The organism is Undibacterium sp. SXout7W, assembly GCF_049339385.1.
Classification (GTDB): domain Bacteria; phylum Pseudomonadota; class Gammaproteobacteria; order Burkholderiales; family Burkholderiaceae_D; genus Undibacterium.
This window is the reverse complement of sequence record NZ_JBMPPF010000016.1, coordinates 106,986-123,635: the sequence shown is the minus strand read 5'-3', so window position 1 is coordinate 123,635 and position 16,650 is coordinate 106,986. Positions and strand designations below refer to the sequence as shown.

At 52.0% G+C, this 16,650-nt stretch carries 16 protein-coding genes and 2 tRNA genes; 15 read left to right on the top strand and 3 right to left on the bottom strand.

From position 1 onward, the window contains the following. Positions 1-281: 281 nt before the first annotated feature. Together ACO0LB_RS15250 and ACO0LB_RS15245 are read left to right on the top strand one after the other, a co-directional pair. A tRNA-Val gene (locus tag ACO0LB_RS15250) sits at positions 282-357 on the top strand. Between the two features lie 34 nt (positions 358-391). Next, positions 392-468, top strand: a tRNA-Asp gene (locus ACO0LB_RS15245). 319 nt (positions 469-787) lie between these two features. Here the strand turns inward: ACO0LB_RS15245 and ACO0LB_RS15240 are convergent. Next, positions 788-1,696 carry a recombination-associated protein RdgC gene (locus ACO0LB_RS15240; RefSeq protein ID WP_423050537.1) on the bottom strand — a complete coding sequence of 303 codons (909 nt, stop codon included), beginning with the start codon at positions 1,694-1,696 and terminating at the stop codon, positions 788-790. Positions 1,697-1,871: 175 nt separating this feature from the next. Between ACO0LB_RS15240 and ACO0LB_RS15235 the strand changes: the two genes are divergently transcribed. The 7 genes from ACO0LB_RS15235 (at position 1,872) to ACO0LB_RS15205 (ending at position 10,290) form a co-directional block, all read left to right on the top strand. Further along, positions 1,872-2,390, top strand: a complete 519-nt coding sequence (locus tag ACO0LB_RS15235) for a DUF6622 family protein (protein ID WP_423050535.1) — start codon at positions 1,872-1,874, stop codon at positions 2,388-2,390. A gap of 228 nt (positions 2,391-2,618) precedes the next feature. Beyond that, positions 2,619-4,331: an arginine--tRNA ligase gene (gene argS / locus ACO0LB_RS15230; protein WP_423050533.1), complete on the top strand. Its 1,713-nt coding sequence runs from the start codon at positions 2,619-2,621 to the stop codon at positions 4,329-4,331. Between the two features lie 21 nt (positions 4,332-4,352). Then, positions 4,353-5,051 (top strand): SPOR domain-containing protein, encoded by a 699-nt coding sequence (locus ACO0LB_RS15225; RefSeq protein ID WP_423050531.1) that lies wholly within the window; start codon positions 4,353-4,355, stop codon positions 5,049-5,051. Between the two features lie 18 nt (positions 5,052-5,069). Then, positions 5,070-5,765: a thiol:disulfide interchange protein DsbA/DsbL gene (locus ACO0LB_RS15220; protein ID WP_423050529.1), complete on the top strand. Its 696-nt coding sequence runs from the start codon at positions 5,070-5,072 to the stop codon at positions 5,763-5,765. Positions 5,766-5,929: 164 nt separating this feature from the next. Next, positions 5,930-6,742, top strand: a complete 813-nt coding sequence (locus ACO0LB_RS15215) for an SDR family oxidoreductase (protein ID WP_423050549.1) — start codon at positions 5,930-5,932, stop codon at positions 6,740-6,742. Further along, a complete protein-coding gene (locus ACO0LB_RS15210; protein ID WP_423050527.1) occupies positions 6,742-7,614 on the top strand; it encodes a helical backbone metal receptor in 873 nt (290 codons plus the stop codon). Before ACO0LB_RS15215 ends, ACO0LB_RS15210 begins: the two co-directional genes overlap by 1 nt. Before the next feature lie 270 nt (positions 7,615-7,884). Then, entirely contained in the window at positions 7,885-10,290 is a 2,406-nt protein-coding gene (locus tag ACO0LB_RS15205) for a TonB-dependent receptor plug domain-containing protein (RefSeq protein ID WP_423050525.1), read from the top strand. 414 nt (positions 10,291-10,704) lie between these two features. Here ACO0LB_RS15205 and ACO0LB_RS15200 read toward each other — a convergent pair whose 3' ends face one another. Continuing rightward, positions 10,705-11,595: a DMT family transporter gene (locus tag ACO0LB_RS15200; protein ID WP_423050523.1), complete on the bottom strand. Its 891-nt coding sequence runs from the start codon at positions 11,593-11,595 to the stop codon at positions 10,705-10,707. A gap of 74 nt (positions 11,596-11,669) precedes the next feature. On the opposite strand from ACO0LB_RS15200, the gene ACO0LB_RS15195 reads away from it, so the two are divergent. Further along, positions 11,670-11,888, top strand: coding sequence for a hypothetical protein (locus ACO0LB_RS15195; RefSeq protein WP_423050521.1), 219 nt, complete (start codon positions 11,670-11,672; stop codon positions 11,886-11,888). A gap of 97 nt (positions 11,889-11,985) precedes the next feature. Here ACO0LB_RS15195 and ACO0LB_RS15190 read toward each other — a convergent pair whose 3' ends face one another. Further along, a complete protein-coding gene (locus tag ACO0LB_RS15190) occupies positions 11,986-13,068 on the bottom strand; it encodes an MBL fold metallo-hydrolase (protein ID WP_423050519.1) in 1,083 nt (360 codons plus the stop codon). Between the two features lie 134 nt (positions 13,069-13,202). Between ACO0LB_RS15190 and ACO0LB_RS15185 the strand changes: the two genes are divergently transcribed. From ACO0LB_RS15185 to ACO0LB_RS15165, 5 genes are all read left to right on the top strand, one after another. Beyond that, positions 13,203-13,685, top strand: coding sequence for a MerR family transcriptional regulator (locus ACO0LB_RS15185; protein ID WP_423050517.1), 483 nt, complete (start codon positions 13,203-13,205; stop codon positions 13,683-13,685). Then, on the top strand, positions 13,663-13,785 hold the full coding sequence (locus ACO0LB_RS15180) for a hypothetical protein (protein ID WP_423050515.1): 123 nt from the start codon (positions 13,663-13,665) through the stop codon (positions 13,783-13,785). Before ACO0LB_RS15185 ends, ACO0LB_RS15180 begins: the two co-directional genes overlap by 23 nt. 86 nt (positions 13,786-13,871) lie before the next feature. Then, a complete protein-coding gene (locus ACO0LB_RS15175; RefSeq protein WP_423050513.1) occupies positions 13,872-14,363 on the top strand; it encodes a PaaI family thioesterase in 492 nt (163 codons plus the stop codon). A gap of 61 nt (positions 14,364-14,424) precedes the next feature. Further along, positions 14,425-15,609: an isovaleryl-CoA dehydrogenase gene (locus ACO0LB_RS15170; protein ID WP_423050511.1), complete on the top strand. Its 1,185-nt coding sequence runs from the start codon at positions 14,425-14,427 to the stop codon at positions 15,607-15,609. 108 nt (positions 15,610-15,717) lie between these two features. Further along, the gene (locus tag ACO0LB_RS15165; RefSeq protein ID WP_423050509.1) at positions 15,718-16,647 is read left to right on the top strand and encodes a pyridoxal-phosphate dependent enzyme; all 930 of its coding nucleotides are present in this window, start codon (positions 15,718-15,720) and stop codon (positions 16,645-16,647) included. Positions 16,648-16,650: the final 3 nt, after the last annotated feature.

Here is a 16,650-nt window from a genome sequence, read left to right as displayed (position 1 = left end):
TCCCGAACAGGACCGTGAAACGACTCTGCGCCAATGATAGTGCTGCAACCAGTGTGAAAGTAGGTTATCGTCAGGCTTGTATTCTGCGAACCCCCCGTTACCAGCGTAACGGGGGGTTTTGCTTTTAAGTGAGAGTACTAGTTTTTTAAAGGTATTTTCGCTGAAATTAGGCGAAAAAACTAATTAAAACTCTAGACAAGAAGTTGATGTTAGACTATAATATTGCTTCTGTTGACGTTGGTGACACAGCGTTAGATGTTTGTCTGACTAAGCAAGAATATGGGTGCTTAGCTCAGTTGGTAGAGCGGCGCCCTTACAAGGCGTAGGTCGGGAGTTCGAGCCTCTCAGCACCCACCACAGATAAACATGGCAGTACAGATTAAGTAGTTTCGGAGTGGTAGTTCAGTTGGTTAGAATACCGGCCTGTCACGCCGGGGGTCGCGGGTTCGAGCCCCGTCCGCTCCGCCAGTAAATGAAAAACGCCGCAAGTTTTTGACTTGCGGCGTTTTTTTATGTGATTTTCAGTCCAATTCAGTTATTTACTTATGCGTCACGAAGCTCAGCATTATTTTGTCGAATAAGTCAGTGCCACTATCGCAGAGTTTTTGATGAATGCGTGTAGATGGAATAGTGATTTCAGATAGCGCTTGAGCTTGAAACAGCGTCTATCCAGATGATTCTTTAATCTCTTACCGTAATTTAATTGGATGGACATAAAAAATCCCTGTCTTTTAAAAGACAGGGATTTTTATAGAAATTGGAGTTGAAGATTGTAGTTGCTGAACCGTCAGATTACTGTTGACGTTTCCATCTCGCCATCGAGCGCAAACACAATATCATCCAGCATTTTTGCTAGTTCGGCGGTCATCAGCATAAAGTCTGCATCGAAGCGTTCTTCTTCATTGGTGCCTTTGTCTTTCTCTTCATCAAGAATATCCAGAGGCTTGATACGTTTAATCGTCAAGGTATCGGTCAATATAAAGCTGATACGGTCATCCCAGGTCATCGCCAGTTTGGTGCATTGTTTTCCTGCCGCAATATGTTTTTGGACGTCTTCAGGTTCTAAGGTGTAGCGCACATAGCGAACAGTGGCTTTGTCCTCTGTTGAGGATTTCAGCTCGGTATCCTGGTCTATGGTGAAACCTTTAGGAGCCTCGTTTCCAGCCAGCCAGCTGGTCATGCAGGCTTGTGGTGATGATTTCACCCGCAGTCCCTCCAGCGGCAGCTTATCGCAACATTTCAGCAGCAATTTGACGACTTCATCGGCACGTGATGGGCTTGATGCATCAATCACAAGCCAGCGATTGACGGGATCAATCCAGATGAAGGTATTACGTCTGACGCCAAAGGCGCGTGGCAGCAGCTCATCTGTCACTCTTTCCTTTAACTCTTTCATTGCTTTGCGACCAGGCGCAAAACCTTGCTGTTCTTCCATTTCCTGTGCGCGTGCTTTGGCTACCTGATTGATCACGCTGGATGGGAGTAATTTTTTTTCGGTAGCCAGTGCCAGCAGAAATTGCTGATTAACGGTATGCACCAGCATGTCGTTATTGCGCGGAGATGCCCAGCCCTGACTTTGCATCTCATTGGATGCACATTGAGAAAACGAAATTTTAGATAATTGCGCATTGAGCTCATCAGCGCTGATCTGCCACGGGGATGTAAGACGAAAAACTTGCAGATTCTTGAACCACATAGTGTATCCAGGTGAAGAAAACCTGACATTCTACACGCCCGCACCCACGCTTCACGCTCTTAAAATCAAGTTCTGCGACCAGAATCTGCCACTCGTCGCATCTGTATCGTACATGAGGTCCTTATCGGGAATACTTCTTACATCGCAGCACTTTCACCTTCACAAGGAGATCATCATGTTCCATCAAATTATCAGCAATACACCGGTTTTTGTCTGGGTCATACTCGGTTTTCTGGTCTATCGAGGTTTTATGTCCAGTTTAGACCGAGAAGTGAAGATTAAAAGAATCGTTGTTATACCAGTTGTCATGTTGATCTTATCTTTTCAGGGCATCCTGACATCGTTTGGCGGCAGTCCGGAAAGCCTGCTGGCGTGGTTGATTGCGTTGGGCATGGGCATCGTGTTTGCGTGGAATCGTTTTCAGATAAATCAGGTGCGCATGTCGCCAGAAACTAAGATGGTCTTCTTACGTGGAAGCTGGATGCCGATGTTACTGATGATGGCGATCTTTTTCCTCAAATATGCAGTCAACGTGGCTCTGGTCGTGCATCCACCTATTCGTCAGGATATCGTGTTTATGTTGGTCAATTGCGTGTTGTTTGGGATTTTCAGCGGTATTTTTCTTGGCAACATGGCACGCATTCTGCACATGTACAAACAAGCGAATAACAGCGCAACGCTGATAGCGGCTTGATATCTCTGCTCAATAGCCTCTTTTGAGGCTGTGCCATTTTCTTCGTGTTATCCATTGTCTGTTGTTGTACAGGTAATCAGTATATGAAAAAGCAGGATACGAATGCAGTGTTTCTGCTTTCTGCTTTGCTGGAAATGATGTCAGGACGGACATGGCGCAGGGGAGACAGTATAATGACCGCTGTCCATATTTAGTTTTATTGCCAATATGCAATAAACACCCTGCGCCATGTTAGCTCAACAAAAACAAGACTTACTGAATCTTTTGCAAACTGCTGTTGCTCCTCTGCTGGAAGGAAGTGATCTGCAACCTGCCATCCTGCTGGAGCGTCCGCGTGATCCTTCGCACGGCGATGCTGCCTGTAATATCGCCATGCAGATTGCCAAGCCTTTGCGCAAAAATCCACGTGAGCTGGCCACCCAGATCGTTGCCAACATCGAAGCACAGCAACATCCTTTAATCGCTGCGGTCGAAATCGCCGGACCTGGCTTCATCAATATCCGTCTGGCCACTGCAGCTAAACAATCAGTCGTGCGTACTGTATTGCAGCAAGCTGCAACATTTGGTCAAAGCGCACGCGGTGCCGGTAAAAAAGTGGTGGTGGAATTTGTGTCTGCCAATCCGACTGGCCCTTTGCATGTAGGCCACGGTCGTCAGGGCGCGCTGGGTGATGCGCTGGCGGCACTGCTGCATGTACAGGGTTTCGACGTTACCCGCGAATTCTATTACAACGATGCCGGCGTACAGATCGGCAATCTGGCGTTGTCGGTACAGGCGCGTGCCAAAGGCTTCGCGCCTGGCGACGCGAACTGGCCAGAGTCTGCTTACAACGGTGATTACATTGCTGAAATCGCACGCGATTTCCTGGACAAGAAAACCGTCGCAGCCAGTGATGGCGTACCAGCCACCGCCAGCGGCGATGCAGATGACATCGACTCTATCCGTCAGTTTGCAGTGGCGTATTTACGTCGTGAACAGGATACGGATCTGCAAGCTTTTGGCGTGAAATTCGATCACTATTATCTCGAATCTTCTTTGTACAGCGACGGTAAAGTCGAATCCGCAGTGCAGGCGCTGATCGCTGCCGGAAAGACCTATGAGCAGGATGGCGCGCTGTGGCTGAAAACTACGGAATACGGCGACGATAAAGACCGTGTGATGAAAAAATCAGATGGCACTTACACCTATTTTGTGCCTGACGTTGCCTATCACGTCACCAAGTGGGAACGTGGTTATCGCCAGGCTATCAATGTTCAGGGCAGCGATCACCACGGCACCATCGCCCGGGTACGCGCAGGTTTGCAGGCACTGAACGTCGGTATTCCTCAGGGCTTCCCGGATTATGTCCTGCACAAAATGGTGACGGTCATGAAGGACGGTGCCGAAGTTAAAATTTCCAAACGTGCCGGTTCCTACGTGACTGTACGCGATCTGATCGAATGGTCGGGTAATGGCGATGAAGTACGTGGCCGTGATGCGGTACGCTTCTTCCTGATTTCGCGTAAGGCAGATACTGAATTTGTCTTTGACGTGGATGTGGCATTGGCCCAGTCTGACGAAAATCCGGTCTACTACGTGCAGTATGCACATGCACGTATTTGCTCGGTACTGGCGCAATATGCGACCGATGAAGCAGCGTTCGCGCCGCTGGCACAAGTCGATCTGTCGCCGCTGACCGCACCACGCGAAGCCAGCCTGCTGGCCAAGCTGGCGGAATATCCGGAAATGCTGGAAAAAGCCTTAGACGAACTCGGCCCACATCAGGTTGCCTTCTACCTGCGTGATCTGGCCGGTGAACTGCACAGCTATTACAACGCCGAGCGCGTGCTGGTTGACGACGAAGCGACCAAGCTGGCGCGTCTGGCGCTGATGCTGGCCACCCGCCAGGTTATCCGCAATGGTCTGAGCCTGATCGGCGTGTCAGCACCGAACAAGATGTAACACTTTATCCGCCGGAGACGCATGAAAGCACATCAATCCCGTTTGCAGCGCCAGCAGGGTAGTACCCTGACTGGGATGATTATTGGTCTGGTCATTGGCCTCAGTATTGCGATTGCGGTCGCTATGCTGATTACCAAGTCTTCCACGCCATTCACCAACAAAGGCGGCAAGTCCGACAAAGCAGACCTGCCGCTGACGCAGTTGCAGGATCCTAACAAACCTTTGTACAGTAATCGCGATGCGGCGAAAGATGCTGCCAAGGATTTTGTCAAAGACGGCAATGCGGATAACAAGGCGGCTGATAAAGAGGCCAATAAGCCCGCGACTGCCGATGCCCCAGCCGTACCAGCACCCGCAGTCACAGTGGCGCCAGCCAAGCCAGCAGAGGCCAAGCAAGATATCAAGGTCGTGATTGATAAGGCGATGGCGGACAAATCTGGCGACAAGCCAGCGGATGCTGCCAAAACGGATGGCACGGACGACAAATATATTTATTTCCTGCAAGCCGGCGCTTTTAAAGAGCAGTCTGACGCTGAAAGTGCCAAAGCCAAGCTGGCGTTGATCGGTTTTGAAGCCAAAGTGACAGAAAAACGTTCTGACACCGGCACCATGTACCGTGTTCGTATCGGTCCCTTCAATCAGGTAGAAACAATGAACCGAATGCGTAGTAAGTTGTCAGAGAATAGTGTGGATGTCGCGGTCGTACGCACCGTTAAATAATCGAAAAAGGAATCATGTATGCGTTTATTCAGTCAGGCAGTACGTAGAATGTTCTTGGTCGTTGGTTTGAGTCTGCTGGCGTCTGGCGTCAGTGCGACACCGACCGCACCGCAACTTGGTGCGGAGTACAGAGTCTTGAGCCAGCCTCAGCCGACCGAGTCAGGTAAAAAAATTGAAGTCATTGAGTTTTTTGGTTATTTTTGCCCGCATTGCAATGCGCTAGAGCCATTGATTGCTGAATGGGTGAAAAAGCAGGGTGACAATATTGTTTTCAAGCGTGTGCATGTCAATTTCCGTGACCAGATTCCGCAACAGAAACTGTATCTGACGCTGGAAGCCATGGGTAAAATCGACGAATTTCATATCAAGGTATTCAACGCAGTACATATTGAGCGTAATCGTTTGGCCAATGATGCCGACGTGATGGACTTCGTGACTAAATCCGGTCTGGACAAGCAAAAATTTACGGATATCTATAACTCCTTCACGATTCAGAGCAAGCTGAAGCGTTTTGCGCAACAATCAGAAGCGTATCAGGTGGACGGCGTGCCGATGATCGCGATTGATGGCCGTTACATCACTTCCCCTGTGCAAGCAGTGGCGACCATGGGACGCGTACAGGAAGACGTGCAAAATCGTGCGGTACTGCAAGTCATGGACGTGTTGATTGCTAAAATACAAAAAGAAAAAAATATCGTTCCTGTCAAAAAATAAGACAGACAGACGAATAGCAACCTAGAAACCTAGAAACTTGGCAATCAAGAAATCCCAGTAAACAGGCAATATCCCTTTGCTGCTGAAAAATCCGCCTGCTCATGGCGGATTTTTTTTGGCAGCCTTGCCAGACACCGGGTTCAATCATTGAGGCAGACGATACGATGACAAACGTTTTTATTACAGGCGCTTCATCCGGTATTGGTGAAGCACTGGCCAGAGCCTATGCGGCACAAGGCGCAACGCTGGGATTACTGGCACGTCGTCGCGATAAGCTGGAAGCATTGCGCCAGAGCTTACCTCATCCTGAACGGCATCGCGTTTATGTAGTTGATGTGACCGATGGGGTGGCATTGCAGGCCGCTGCTACCGATTTTATGCAGACGGTCAACCGGGTGCATGTGGTGGTCGCCAACGCTGGTATTTCTGTGGGGACGCTGACCGAGCAGGCCGAAGATATTGCTGTATTTGATCGTGTATTGCAGACCAATTTACAGGCAACCGTTGCGACATTTTCGCCCTTCATCAACGCCATGAAAACCTACGCCGGCCAAGAGCCGTGTCGTCTGGTTGGGATAGGAAGTGTGGCAGGTATCCGTGGTTTGCCAGGTGCGGGTGCTTACAGCGCATCCAAGGCGGCAGTGATCAGTTATTGCGAGTCGTTGCGGGTAGAACTCAGAAGCAGTGGCATTCGTGTGGTGACGATTGCGCCGGGCTATATTGATACGCCGATGACGCAGATCAATCACTATCCCATGCCTTTTCTGATGCCGGTCGCAGATTTTGCCCAGCAAGCTGTGAAAACGATAGAGGCAGGGGACTCTTACCGCGTGATTCCGTGGCAGATGGGCGTTGTCGCAAAATTATTGCGTGTATTGCCAAACGCGGTGTACGACGCTGTGTTTTCCCGCGCCCCCCACAAAGCACGCGCCGCTGATCAGGATGCGGCGCAAAAACCACAGCCCGGAGCTGAATAATGCAGACCCATTTGCCATCTGACGCTGTTCTGACCGATGCACTGGGAACGGTACATGCTGTCGCCAGCACCACACCGCGTATTGTTTGTCTTGTCCCCTCCATTACCGAGTTATTGTGTGACTTGGGCTTGGCACCGTATATGGTCGGGCGTACCGGTTTTTGCATCCACCCAGCGTCCGTGGTGGCCGCGATTCCCAAAGTCGGCGGTACCAAAGACGTCAATAGTGAAAAAATCCGCCAGCTCGCGCCTACGCATCTGATCGTCAATGTGGATGAAAACGAAAAACCAACGGTTCAGCTGCTGGCCGCATCGATTCCGCATGTGATCGTGACGCATCCTCTGAGTCCGCATGACAATCTTGCCTTGTACCGCTTGCTGGGGGCGATTTTTCAGGTATCAGCGGCAGCTGAACAGCTGTGCGGCCGGCTGGAAGAAGAGCTGGCACAGTTGCCAGCACCAACATCGTTCAGCCGGGTGCTGTATTGCATCTGGCAAGATCCCTGGATGACCGTATCGTCGCAGACCTATATTTCTCATATGCTGGCGTTGGCGGGATGGCAAACCTGGTCACCGCCGGAGCGTACCGAACGCTATCCGGTGTTTAGCTGGGACAGCACCCCCTTGCAACAGATAGAGATGGTGATGTTGTCAACGGAGCCATATCGTTTTACCGAAGCCCATGCCGACGCACTGGAAAAGCAACTCGGCAAGCCGGTCTGCTTGCTCGACGGTGAAATGATTTCCTGGTATGGCAGCCGGGCGATTGCGGGCATCCGTTATCTGCGGGAGTTGCAACATCAATTCCCTCATCACTCCGATGGTGCATGTACTCATGCACAAACGTACACACAAACGTACACACAAACGTGAAAATGAATGTGAACATCATTGAACAAATACCGGGCTGAAGTCCTCCAGTCATCTCTTCAGCCATGTCATCCATCAGCGTTCATCCTTGATGAGACAAGCATTTGCGATAAGGCAATTTTGCGAAAAATAGTCGTAAATTAGCGACTAAATCACGACGATTTCTGACAAATATCTGTTCTGAATCAGGCTTTGATTGACACCCTGTTTCGGCGGGAATGATACTTGCAGGCATGCCAATTACATTGGTTTAAATCATTTCCAAGGACACCTATGACCACCATGCGCAGAGCCGTGTTGCTTGCCCTATACGGGCTGACCTCCACCGCCGCAGTGACACCATCCATCGTCGCTGCACAATCCACTTCCACCGCTGCGGACAAACCTGCCGACGCACCAATGCAGACCATGACGATTGTCGGTTCGCGCCGTGCCAATGCTTCCGCGACAGATACACCGTTGCCGATTGATTTTATCTCGGTCTCCAAAGCCGCAGAACAAGGCGGGCAATTCGATCTGGCACAGACACTGGCCAATATCTCGCCATCGTTTAACTCTACCCGTCAGACCGGTGCTGATGGTGCCGATCTGGTGGATTCCGCGGCCTTGCGTGGCCTGGGATCGGATCAGACACTGGTGTTGGTCAATGGCAAGCGCCGTCATACGGTAGCGCTGGTGAATTTGTTTGGTGCGCGCAATCGTGGCAATACCGGTACTGATCTGAATGCGATTCCGGTCATGGCGATTTCCAACGTGCAGGTCTTGCGTGATGGTGCAGCAGCGCAATATGGCTCGGATGCGATTGCCGGTGTGATTGATATCAGCCTGAAAAAATCACTGGGTTGCGAAGCCAGTTTTGGTTACAGTCAGTACTCGGTGGGCGATGGTAAAAACTATCTGCCATCTGCTTACTGCGGTATCAAAATTGGTGAAAAAGGTGTGATCGGCATTACCGCAGAATACACAGATCGTGGGCGTTCCAACCGTGCCGATCCCGGTAACCCGCGTACGATAGGTGACACCAAAGTCACAGGCCCGACGGTGTATCTGAATGGCGAAGTACCGAATGGCGGCAACGATAAATTTTATTTCACTCTGGGTAACCAGCAGCGTCGCGCCTCGTCGGCTGCATGGGCAAGGGATGGCGTTGGCACTTCCGACGTGCCTGCCCGTAATTCAGCCGCGATGTATCCGAATGGATTTGTGCCGTATATTAATGCAGACATTAACGATATCTATGGTACGGCAGGATATCGCTGGCAAATCGGTGAATGGCATGCCGATCTGTCGCAGACGTATGGCTTCAATGACATGAAGTACGACATCAGCAATACCCTCAATGCGTCGATTGCCAACAAGGACTTGCTGTCCGGCGGCAAAGGAATCAGCCCGAGCCGTTTTAATGCGGGTGGATTTTCCTTCTCACAGGCAACCACGAATCTGGATTTCAGTCGCTTCTTTGATGGCTTCATGAATGGCGTCAACGTCGCATTCGGTGGTGAATATCGCCGTGAAAATTACAAGATTTTCGCTGGTGAACCGGGTTCCTACAATGACGTTGATGGAATCGGTTTTGGCGGCAATGGCGGCAGTCAGGGTTTCCCCGGATTCCAGCCCGGTGACCGCACCGATCGCAGCCGTAACAGCCTGGCAGCCTATGTCGATATCGAAACCGATGTCACGAACCGCCTGAAAGTACAGACCGCCGTGCGTGGTGAGCATTACAGTGACTTTGGCTCTACCTTCACCGGCAAACTGGCCGCCAGCTATAAAGCAAGCGACACAGTCAATCTGCGCGGCTCACTGAGTACCGGTTTCCGTGCGCCATCGTTGCAGCAAGTGTATTTCTCTTCGACATTTACCGATTTCATCGCCGGCGTACCTATGGATGTGGTACTGGCACCGAACGGTGGTGCCGTGGCAAATGCAGCAGGTATTCCTAAGCTGAAACAGGAAACATCGAAAAACTACACGCTTGGCCTGACGTTCAAACCAAGCAATACGTTCTCGATGACGGCTGATCTGTATCGGATTGATATTGCCGATCGTATCGTGTTGTCTGGCCGTTTTGATGCCAACAACTATCCGGCGCTGGCAACTAACTTGTCTGCGCTCGGCGTTGGTCAGGCACAGTTCTTTGTGAATTCGATTAACACCAAAACTCAGGGCGTTGATATCACCGCATCGCATAAAATGAATCTGGGTGCGGGCAAGTTATCCACCTATCTGGGCTTGAATTACAGCAAGACGGAAGTCACTAAAGTGCAGGCACCGCCATCGTTGAAAGGCTATGAAGACGTGTTGCTGTCGGAACGCGAACGCCTGTTTATCGAGCAGGGTGGTCCACGGATGAAAGCCACGCTGACGTTTGATTACGATCAGGGCCCATGGTCTGGCGAGTTCAAGATCATTCATTATGGTCCGCAGACTCTGGGTACGTTCTCCGGTACCGCCGCTGGCGTGCCAAATGCTTATTACGCGCCAAAAACGTCGGCCGATACCGCACTCACTTACGCGTTTAATGACAGCACGAAACTGACGTTGGGCGTCAATAATCTGTTTGATGTGAAGCCTAGCCGCCAGGATCCGAATGAAACCGATAACGGCTTTTACTACGACAGCGTACAGTTTGGTCTGGGCGGACGTTCGTATTTTGCCAAGTTGTGGAAAAAATTCTGATCTGAGCCATCAGCGCGCCTGAACAGCGCCTTTGTCGTCCAGCAACGCAGATACGAAATGATCCGTCGCCATATCAATGCATCAAGCATCAATGCATGAATATATCGACAAATCAACAAGTACCTGAGTTGTTGGCGGCGGGGAAATAATCCAGTTTCATGCTTCATCCATTCCAGTATCTATTGCTGGAATGGATGATTTTTTTTTGCGTCAGTTTTTTTGCATCAGTTGCTTGATAGCCGCCACATGTTTACTTTTATCAGTCAAAAAACGGGCTGAAGTGGCAACCAGAGCGGGTGTTTATATCGCTGTGAGGGGCTTCTGAGGCAGTACCTGATACGGGTCTGCATGTTCCCATGTTGCTTGCATTGCATAGGTAGCAGAGGGGATAGGCGTATCTGCGCATCTGACGAATTATCGGTTGGTCAGCGACACGCCCGCAATGACCAGCAGACCGCCGACCACCATCGACAGCAATACCGGTTCCCCAAGTATCAGCGCACCCAGACTGATACCAAAGACAGGCACCAGATTGTTAAACACCGCAGTGCGTGCCGGACCTATCGTTTTTACGCCTTCGTAATACCAGATGAAACCAATCACCGTGCCGAAGGCGCCCAGATAGCTGATGGCACCCAGTACCGGCCAGGTCAGGTGGCTGACATCCAGTTGCGGTAATTCTGTTATCGCGCCACATGCCAGTAATAACAGACCCCACAATGAGGCGTAGGTCGTGGCGGCAATCGGTGATAAGCCCTTCAGGGCATGTCTGCCGATAATCGTGTAGGCAGCCCAGCCGCTGATTGCCAGCAACATCAGCAATTCGCCTTTGCTCAGAGAGGCCGATAAATCACGTGCCGCACCCAGCAGATCGCCGCGTGTAATCACAACCGCAGCACCAACAAAGGCAAGTGCAATTCCCAGCCAGCGACGTGTTCCCAGGCGCTCACCGAACAACGCTGCCAGCGCCAGCGCAGTCACGATAGGATTGAGCGCCACAAACAGCGCCGTGCGCCCTGCAGGCATGATCGACAGTGCCGAAAAAAAACAGATGTTGTACAGGAAAATACCGGTCGCTCCCAGCGCGAAGGTCGCGTGCAGTTGCTGACGGTTGAGTTTTGGCAATCCGCCTTCAAGCTTCCAGGCCAGCGGCAGCAGCAAACTGCAGGCAACGGTAAAGCGCAAGGTGGCGGCGATCATGTGCGGAATTTCTTTCGCCACCAGACGTCCGGCGATAAACGTACCGCCCCAGAACAAGGCGACGGCAACCAGTTTCAGATACGTGGTGACAGGTGTTTTATGCATGCGGCACCATGTCCGCGTACTTGCATTGCCCTTGAAAGGAAGAGGAGGGTGTGAATAAAAAGTGGAGCAAGTGGATGCCTGTGATCATAAGCTTGTTGAAAGTGAGTTTGCTGACGGGAGTGATGCAATACCGTTCCAGCGGCGTGACGGCTCCTTATAGTACGCGCCGCATACCGCTCGTGCCAGCGCGTATTGCTCTCGTCGCCGGTGCAAGGCATGGTGCGTACGGCTGCGTACTCGCAAGATGCCTGTCACCCGTTGGGAAACGTGTCGCTGTTCTTCCATTTTTCTAAAAAAAGGGGGGTATATGCTATTTTCAAGCTATCGTCCATATAAAATAAGGTGGATTTTTATATACACCCCTCAGTATATTTTGAGCTTATGTACCGCTCAGGCAGCCGCCACGGTACTGAAGCGGAAAACGCCATCGCTGCCGAGTTCACGTCGCAGTACGCCGCTGAACCACAGTTGATGCAAATGTGCCAGCGCTTCACCGATGGCGAAGGTCAGCTGATGTGCATCCAGCGGGCGGCGAAACATGATCGGTACGATATCGCAGGCGGATTGCGGCGTGCTGCACACTGCCACGACTTCTGCCAGACGTTCGGCATGATGTTCCTTGAGCTGTGTGATACGGGTATGAATCCCGCGAAACGGTTTTCCATGCGATGGCAGAATCAGCACATCGTCTGGCAGAGCGTGGTATTTGTCGAGCGATTCCAGATATTGCTGCACCGGATTGGCTTCTGGCTCAATCGCAAACACCGACACATTGGTAGAAATGCGCGGCAGCAGCATATCGCCGGAAATCAGCAGATTTTTTTCGGCGCAATACAACGAGGCATGTTCCGGCGAATGACCAAAACCGGTGATGACCTGCCAGCGCTGACCGTTGATCTGCAGATCCACGCCTTCCTGTATCCGGCGATACGCCGTTGGCACCGTTGGCACCAGCCGGGTGTAATGCGATTTGCGTTCCTGCATCTGCTCCTGCATCGCCGGATCGGTCAGACCGTGGCGGCGGAAATGCGGGAACATCGCCGTACCATCAGCACCCGGTAATCCGGCCGACATCATGCGGGCAAACGCATATTCGCCCGCCGTCATCCAGAGCGGTGCATTCCACAACGTGCACAGCCAGTCCGCCAGTCCGATATGGTCGGGATGACAGTGCGTGGCAATCACGCGTACCACCGGCAAGCCGCGCAGATGGTTGCTGAGGTCGCCAAACAGCACTTCCCAGGCGTCGCGCGTGGCATCGCTGGCAATACCGCAATCGACTACCGTCCAGCCACGCAGCCGTCCCTGCGCTGTCTCGACTTCGTCTTCCAGCAGCCACAGATTGATATGGTTCAGGGCAAATGGCAGTCCCATCCTCACCCAGAGCACGCCGGGGGCGATTTCCATCGTTTTACCGCTGTCTGGCAAAGTCTCGCCAAAAGGATAGTCTAGTTGCTGTTCAAGAAGATTCATGGTGGTCTCAGTTTTTTTGGGTGAACGCGATGCGCGGAATAGCCTACAATGCGATCTCAGGCTATGTGACGTTAACGTCAATTCGTCAATTGCAAATTGTAATCAGAAAATCGTTTTTGTGTTTTTTTAAACTTATGGCCACTTATACCATCACCGAACTGGCGCGCGAATTCGACATCACTCCCCGCGCGATCCGTTTTTACGAAGATCAGGGTTTGCTGAGCCCTTCCCGTGAAGGCCCCGGCGGACGCAACCGCGTCTATACGCCGCGTGAACGCACGCACCTGAAACTGACCTTGCGTGGTAAACGTCTGGGACTGAGCCTGTCGGATATCAAGAGCCTGGTCGATATGTATCGTTCGCCCAAAGACACCGACGCGCAGTTGCAAAGCTTCCTCGTTGTGCTGGCGCGACACCGTGCTTCGCTCGAGCAGCAGCGCGAAGATATCGAAGTCATGTTGGCAGAAATCAGCGCACACGAAGAAGAAAGCCGCCGCTTGCTGAACCTGAAAGAAGAGTCGCAGGAAGCAGTTCGCGATGTTACTCAAGATCTTGCTCAGGACGTCACTCAGGACGTTATTCAGGATGCAGCTCATGATGCGCCGCAGGCAAGGTGAGCAACATGGCGGTGCTGTATTGGCAACATTGCAGAGTCAATGTTGTATCGATGATGCATCACTGGCGACAAAACTGGCTGAATCTCTTAAAAACTCGTGAGATGGCCGCTAATTGACGTTTACGTAAACGTCAATTAGACGTATTATTTTCATCTGCAATCGCTTTCCTCACTGACGGAGGTATTTATGAGCAATCAAACCAACCCATCTGATACTGCCAAGGCGGCAGAATCCCGCACTGCTGCACAGGCAGCGCTGGATCATAAGCTCGCCTTGACGTTGCTCGAAAGTTTTAATGCTCAGGGCGCATTGATGGCATGGGATGCCCGTCTCACCAGCATCACTCCCGGTGCTTGCGAGATCAGCCTGCCGTTCAGCGCTGTCGTCAGCCAGCAACATGGTTATTTTCATGGTGGTGTGATCGGCACGATTGCGGATGCAGCCGGAGGCTATGCCGCGAATACGTTATTGATGCCAGTCAGTGAGTGCTTAACTGCGGAATACAAAATCAACATCGTCGCACCCGGCATCGGCGATACGCTGATTGCGCGAGGGAAAGTATTAAAGACAGGAAAAACGCTGGTCGTTTCCAGCGCAGAAGTATTTGCGGTACAACATGGCAAGGAAAAACTCTGCGCCATCATGCAACAAACCTTATTTGTCATCGATAAAAAATAAACTATCCATCAGATAGTCATTCTGCAAACACCAGGCCATTTACTAATTCAGTGAGGACGACATGCTGCATCTCCCAGGTTTAACTTTCGATCATGGCGACGATATCGCCGCTTTGCGTGAAGCCGTTCAACAATTTGCCGCCGCCGAAATCGCGCCACGTGCGGCGGAAATCGACCGCAGCGACCAGTTCCCGATGGACCTGTGGCGCAAAATGGGCGATCTCGGCATTCTGGGCGTGACCGTCAGCGAAGAATACGGCGGCGCCAACATGGGCTATCTCGCCCACATCATCGCGATGGAAGAAATCTCGCGCGCCTCGGCATCGGTTGGTCTGTCCTACGGCGCCCACTCGAATCTGTGCGTGAACCAGATCAAACGCAACGGCACCGAAGAGCAAAAGCAAAAATACTTGCCGAAACTGATTTCCGGCGAACACATCGGTGCGCTCGCCATGTCCGAGCCGAATGCCGGTTCCGACGTCGTCAGTATGAAGCTGCGCGCTGATTTCAAAGGCGACCGCTGGGTGCTGAACGGCACCAAAATGTGGATCACTAACGGCCCTGATGCCGATGTGCTGGTGGTCTACGCGAAAAACGATCTGGAAGCTGGCCCACGTGGCATGACCGCTTTCCTGATCGAAAAGAATTTCAAAGGCTTCAGTATTGCGCAAAAACTCGACAAACTCGGTATGCGCGGTTCGCATACCGGCGAGCTGGTGTTTGAAGATTGCGAAGTACCTGCAGAAAACGTGCTTGGTGGCCTCGGCAAGGGCGTGAACGTGCTGATGTCCGGCCTCGATTTTGAGCGCACCGTCTTGTCCGGCGGCCCGCTCGGCATCATGCAAGCGTGTATGGATGCCGTTGTGCCTTACGTGCATGACCGTAAACAATTCGGTCAGCCGATTGGCGAATTCCAGCTGATGCAAGGCAAGCTGGCGGATATGTATTCCACCATGATGGCCTGCAAAGCATATGTTTACGCCGTCGGTCAGGCTTGCGACCGTGCTACCAATCCGGAACAAATCCGCGCCTTACGCAAAGATGCTGCTGGCGCTATTTTGTATTCAGCAGAAAAAGCCACCTGGATGGCAGGCGAAGCGATTCAGACGCTGGGCGGCAATGGTTATATCAACGAATACCCGGTCGGCCGTCTGTGGCGCGACGCCAAGCTGTACGAAATCGGCGCCGGCACCAGCGAAATCCGTCGCATGCTGATAGGCCGCGAGCTGTTTGCGGAAACCCGCTAATTCCGACAGCGGCTTGTCTGCACATCCGCTGATAGAAATCATCATGAACAATGGGGACCACAAGTCAAACTTCGCGTCCCCGCTGCCTGAAACTTTGTCTGCCTGCCCATGAACCGATTGCACATCACGACGCCATTACTCCAACATCGCGGACTTTCCGCCATGTTGCATCAGCAAGTCTGGCTGAAGATGGAGAATATGCAGCCATCAGGTTCATTCAAGCTGCGCGGCATTGGCCTGATGTGTCAGCGTGCGGCCGCACAAGGAGCGACGCACTTGATCTGCCCTTCAGGTGGCAATGCGGGTTTTGCTGCCGCAGTCGCCGGTGTTGCATTGGGTATTCCCACAACTATTCTTGTGCCGCAGACCACGCACGAGAGCGTTCGCGCGGCTATTCGTGCCATCGGTGCGACGGTGCTGGTGGAAGGCAATGTCTGGGATGAAACCAATCAGGTAGCGCTGCAACTGTGTGATCAACCGGGCGCTGTTTATATTCCACCATTCGATCATGCCGATATCTGGGATGGAAATGCCACACTGATCGACGAAGTGGTGGGCGTGTTCGATATGGATGTGGTGGTGTGTTCTGTCGGTGGTGGCGGATTGTTGAGCGGCATCGTTCAGGGGTTGCAGCGTAACGGACTGGGGCATATTCCTGTGATTGCCTGCGAAACTCAGGGCGCTGCATCGTTACAGGCATCGGTACAGGCCGGGGAACTGGTCAGTCTGCCAGCGATTACTTCCATCGCCAGTACGCTGGGCGCCAGGCGCGTTGCGCAGCACGCATTTGATCTGACACGCCAGCATGACATTCGCTGCGTGACGGTGAGTGATGCACAGGCCGTGGCAGCTTGTCTGGCCTTAGCTAATGACATGCGGGTCGTGGCAGAACCGGCATGTGGTGCCGCTTTGGCTGTTGCGTATCAGCAATTGCCTGAGCTGGCGCAATTTAAACGGCCTTTGATCATTGTTTGTGGGGGAATCGGCGCAGATTTGGATAAACTAGAGAGCTGGAAAATCCAGTTTAACCTGCCCTGAGTC

Coding starts and splice junctions, on each gene's coding strand:
- ACO0LB_RS15240 (WP_423050537.1), bottom strand. CDS start 1,696: ATGTGGTTCAAGAATCTGCAAGTTTTTCGTCTTACATCCCCGTGGCAG.
- ACO0LB_RS15235 (WP_423050535.1), top strand. CDS start 1,872: ATGTTCCATCAAATTATCAGCAATACACCGGTTTTTGTCTGGGTCATA.
- argS (WP_423050533.1), top strand. CDS start 2,619: ATGTTAGCTCAACAAAAACAAGACTTACTGAATCTTTTGCAAACTGCT.
- ACO0LB_RS15225 (WP_423050531.1), top strand. CDS start 4,353: ATGAAAGCACATCAATCCCGTTTGCAGCGCCAGCAGGGTAGTACCCTG.
- ACO0LB_RS15220 (WP_423050529.1), top strand. CDS start 5,070: ATGCGTTTATTCAGTCAGGCAGTACGTAGAATGTTCTTGGTCGTTGGT.
- ACO0LB_RS15215 (WP_423050549.1), top strand. CDS start 5,930: ATGACAAACGTTTTTATTACAGGCGCTTCATCCGGTATTGGTGAAGCA.
- ACO0LB_RS15210 (WP_423050527.1), top strand. CDS start 6,742: ATGCAGACCCATTTGCCATCTGACGCTGTTCTGACCGATGCACTGGGA.
- ACO0LB_RS15205 (WP_423050525.1), top strand. CDS start 7,885: ATGACCACCATGCGCAGAGCCGTGTTGCTTGCCCTATACGGGCTGACC.
- ACO0LB_RS15200 (WP_423050523.1), bottom strand. CDS start 11,595: ATGCATAAAACACCTGTCACCACGTATCTGAAACTGGTTGCCGTCGCC.
- ACO0LB_RS15195 (WP_423050521.1), top strand. CDS start 11,670: ATGCCTGTGATCATAAGCTTGTTGAAAGTGAGTTTGCTGACGGGAGTG.
- ACO0LB_RS15190 (WP_423050519.1), bottom strand. CDS start 13,068: ATGAATCTTCTTGAACAGCAACTAGACTATCCTTTTGGCGAGACTTTG.
- ACO0LB_RS15185 (WP_423050517.1), top strand. CDS start 13,203: ATGGCCACTTATACCATCACCGAACTGGCGCGCGAATTCGACATCACT.
- ACO0LB_RS15180 (WP_423050515.1), top strand. CDS start 13,663: ATGATGCGCCGCAGGCAAGGTGAGCAACATGGCGGTGCTGTATTGGCA.
- ACO0LB_RS15175 (WP_423050513.1), top strand. CDS start 13,872: ATGAGCAATCAAACCAACCCATCTGATACTGCCAAGGCGGCAGAATCC.
- ACO0LB_RS15170 (WP_423050511.1), top strand. CDS start 14,425: ATGCTGCATCTCCCAGGTTTAACTTTCGATCATGGCGACGATATCGCC.
- ACO0LB_RS15165 (WP_423050509.1), top strand. CDS start 15,718: ATGAACCGATTGCACATCACGACGCCATTACTCCAACATCGCGGACTT.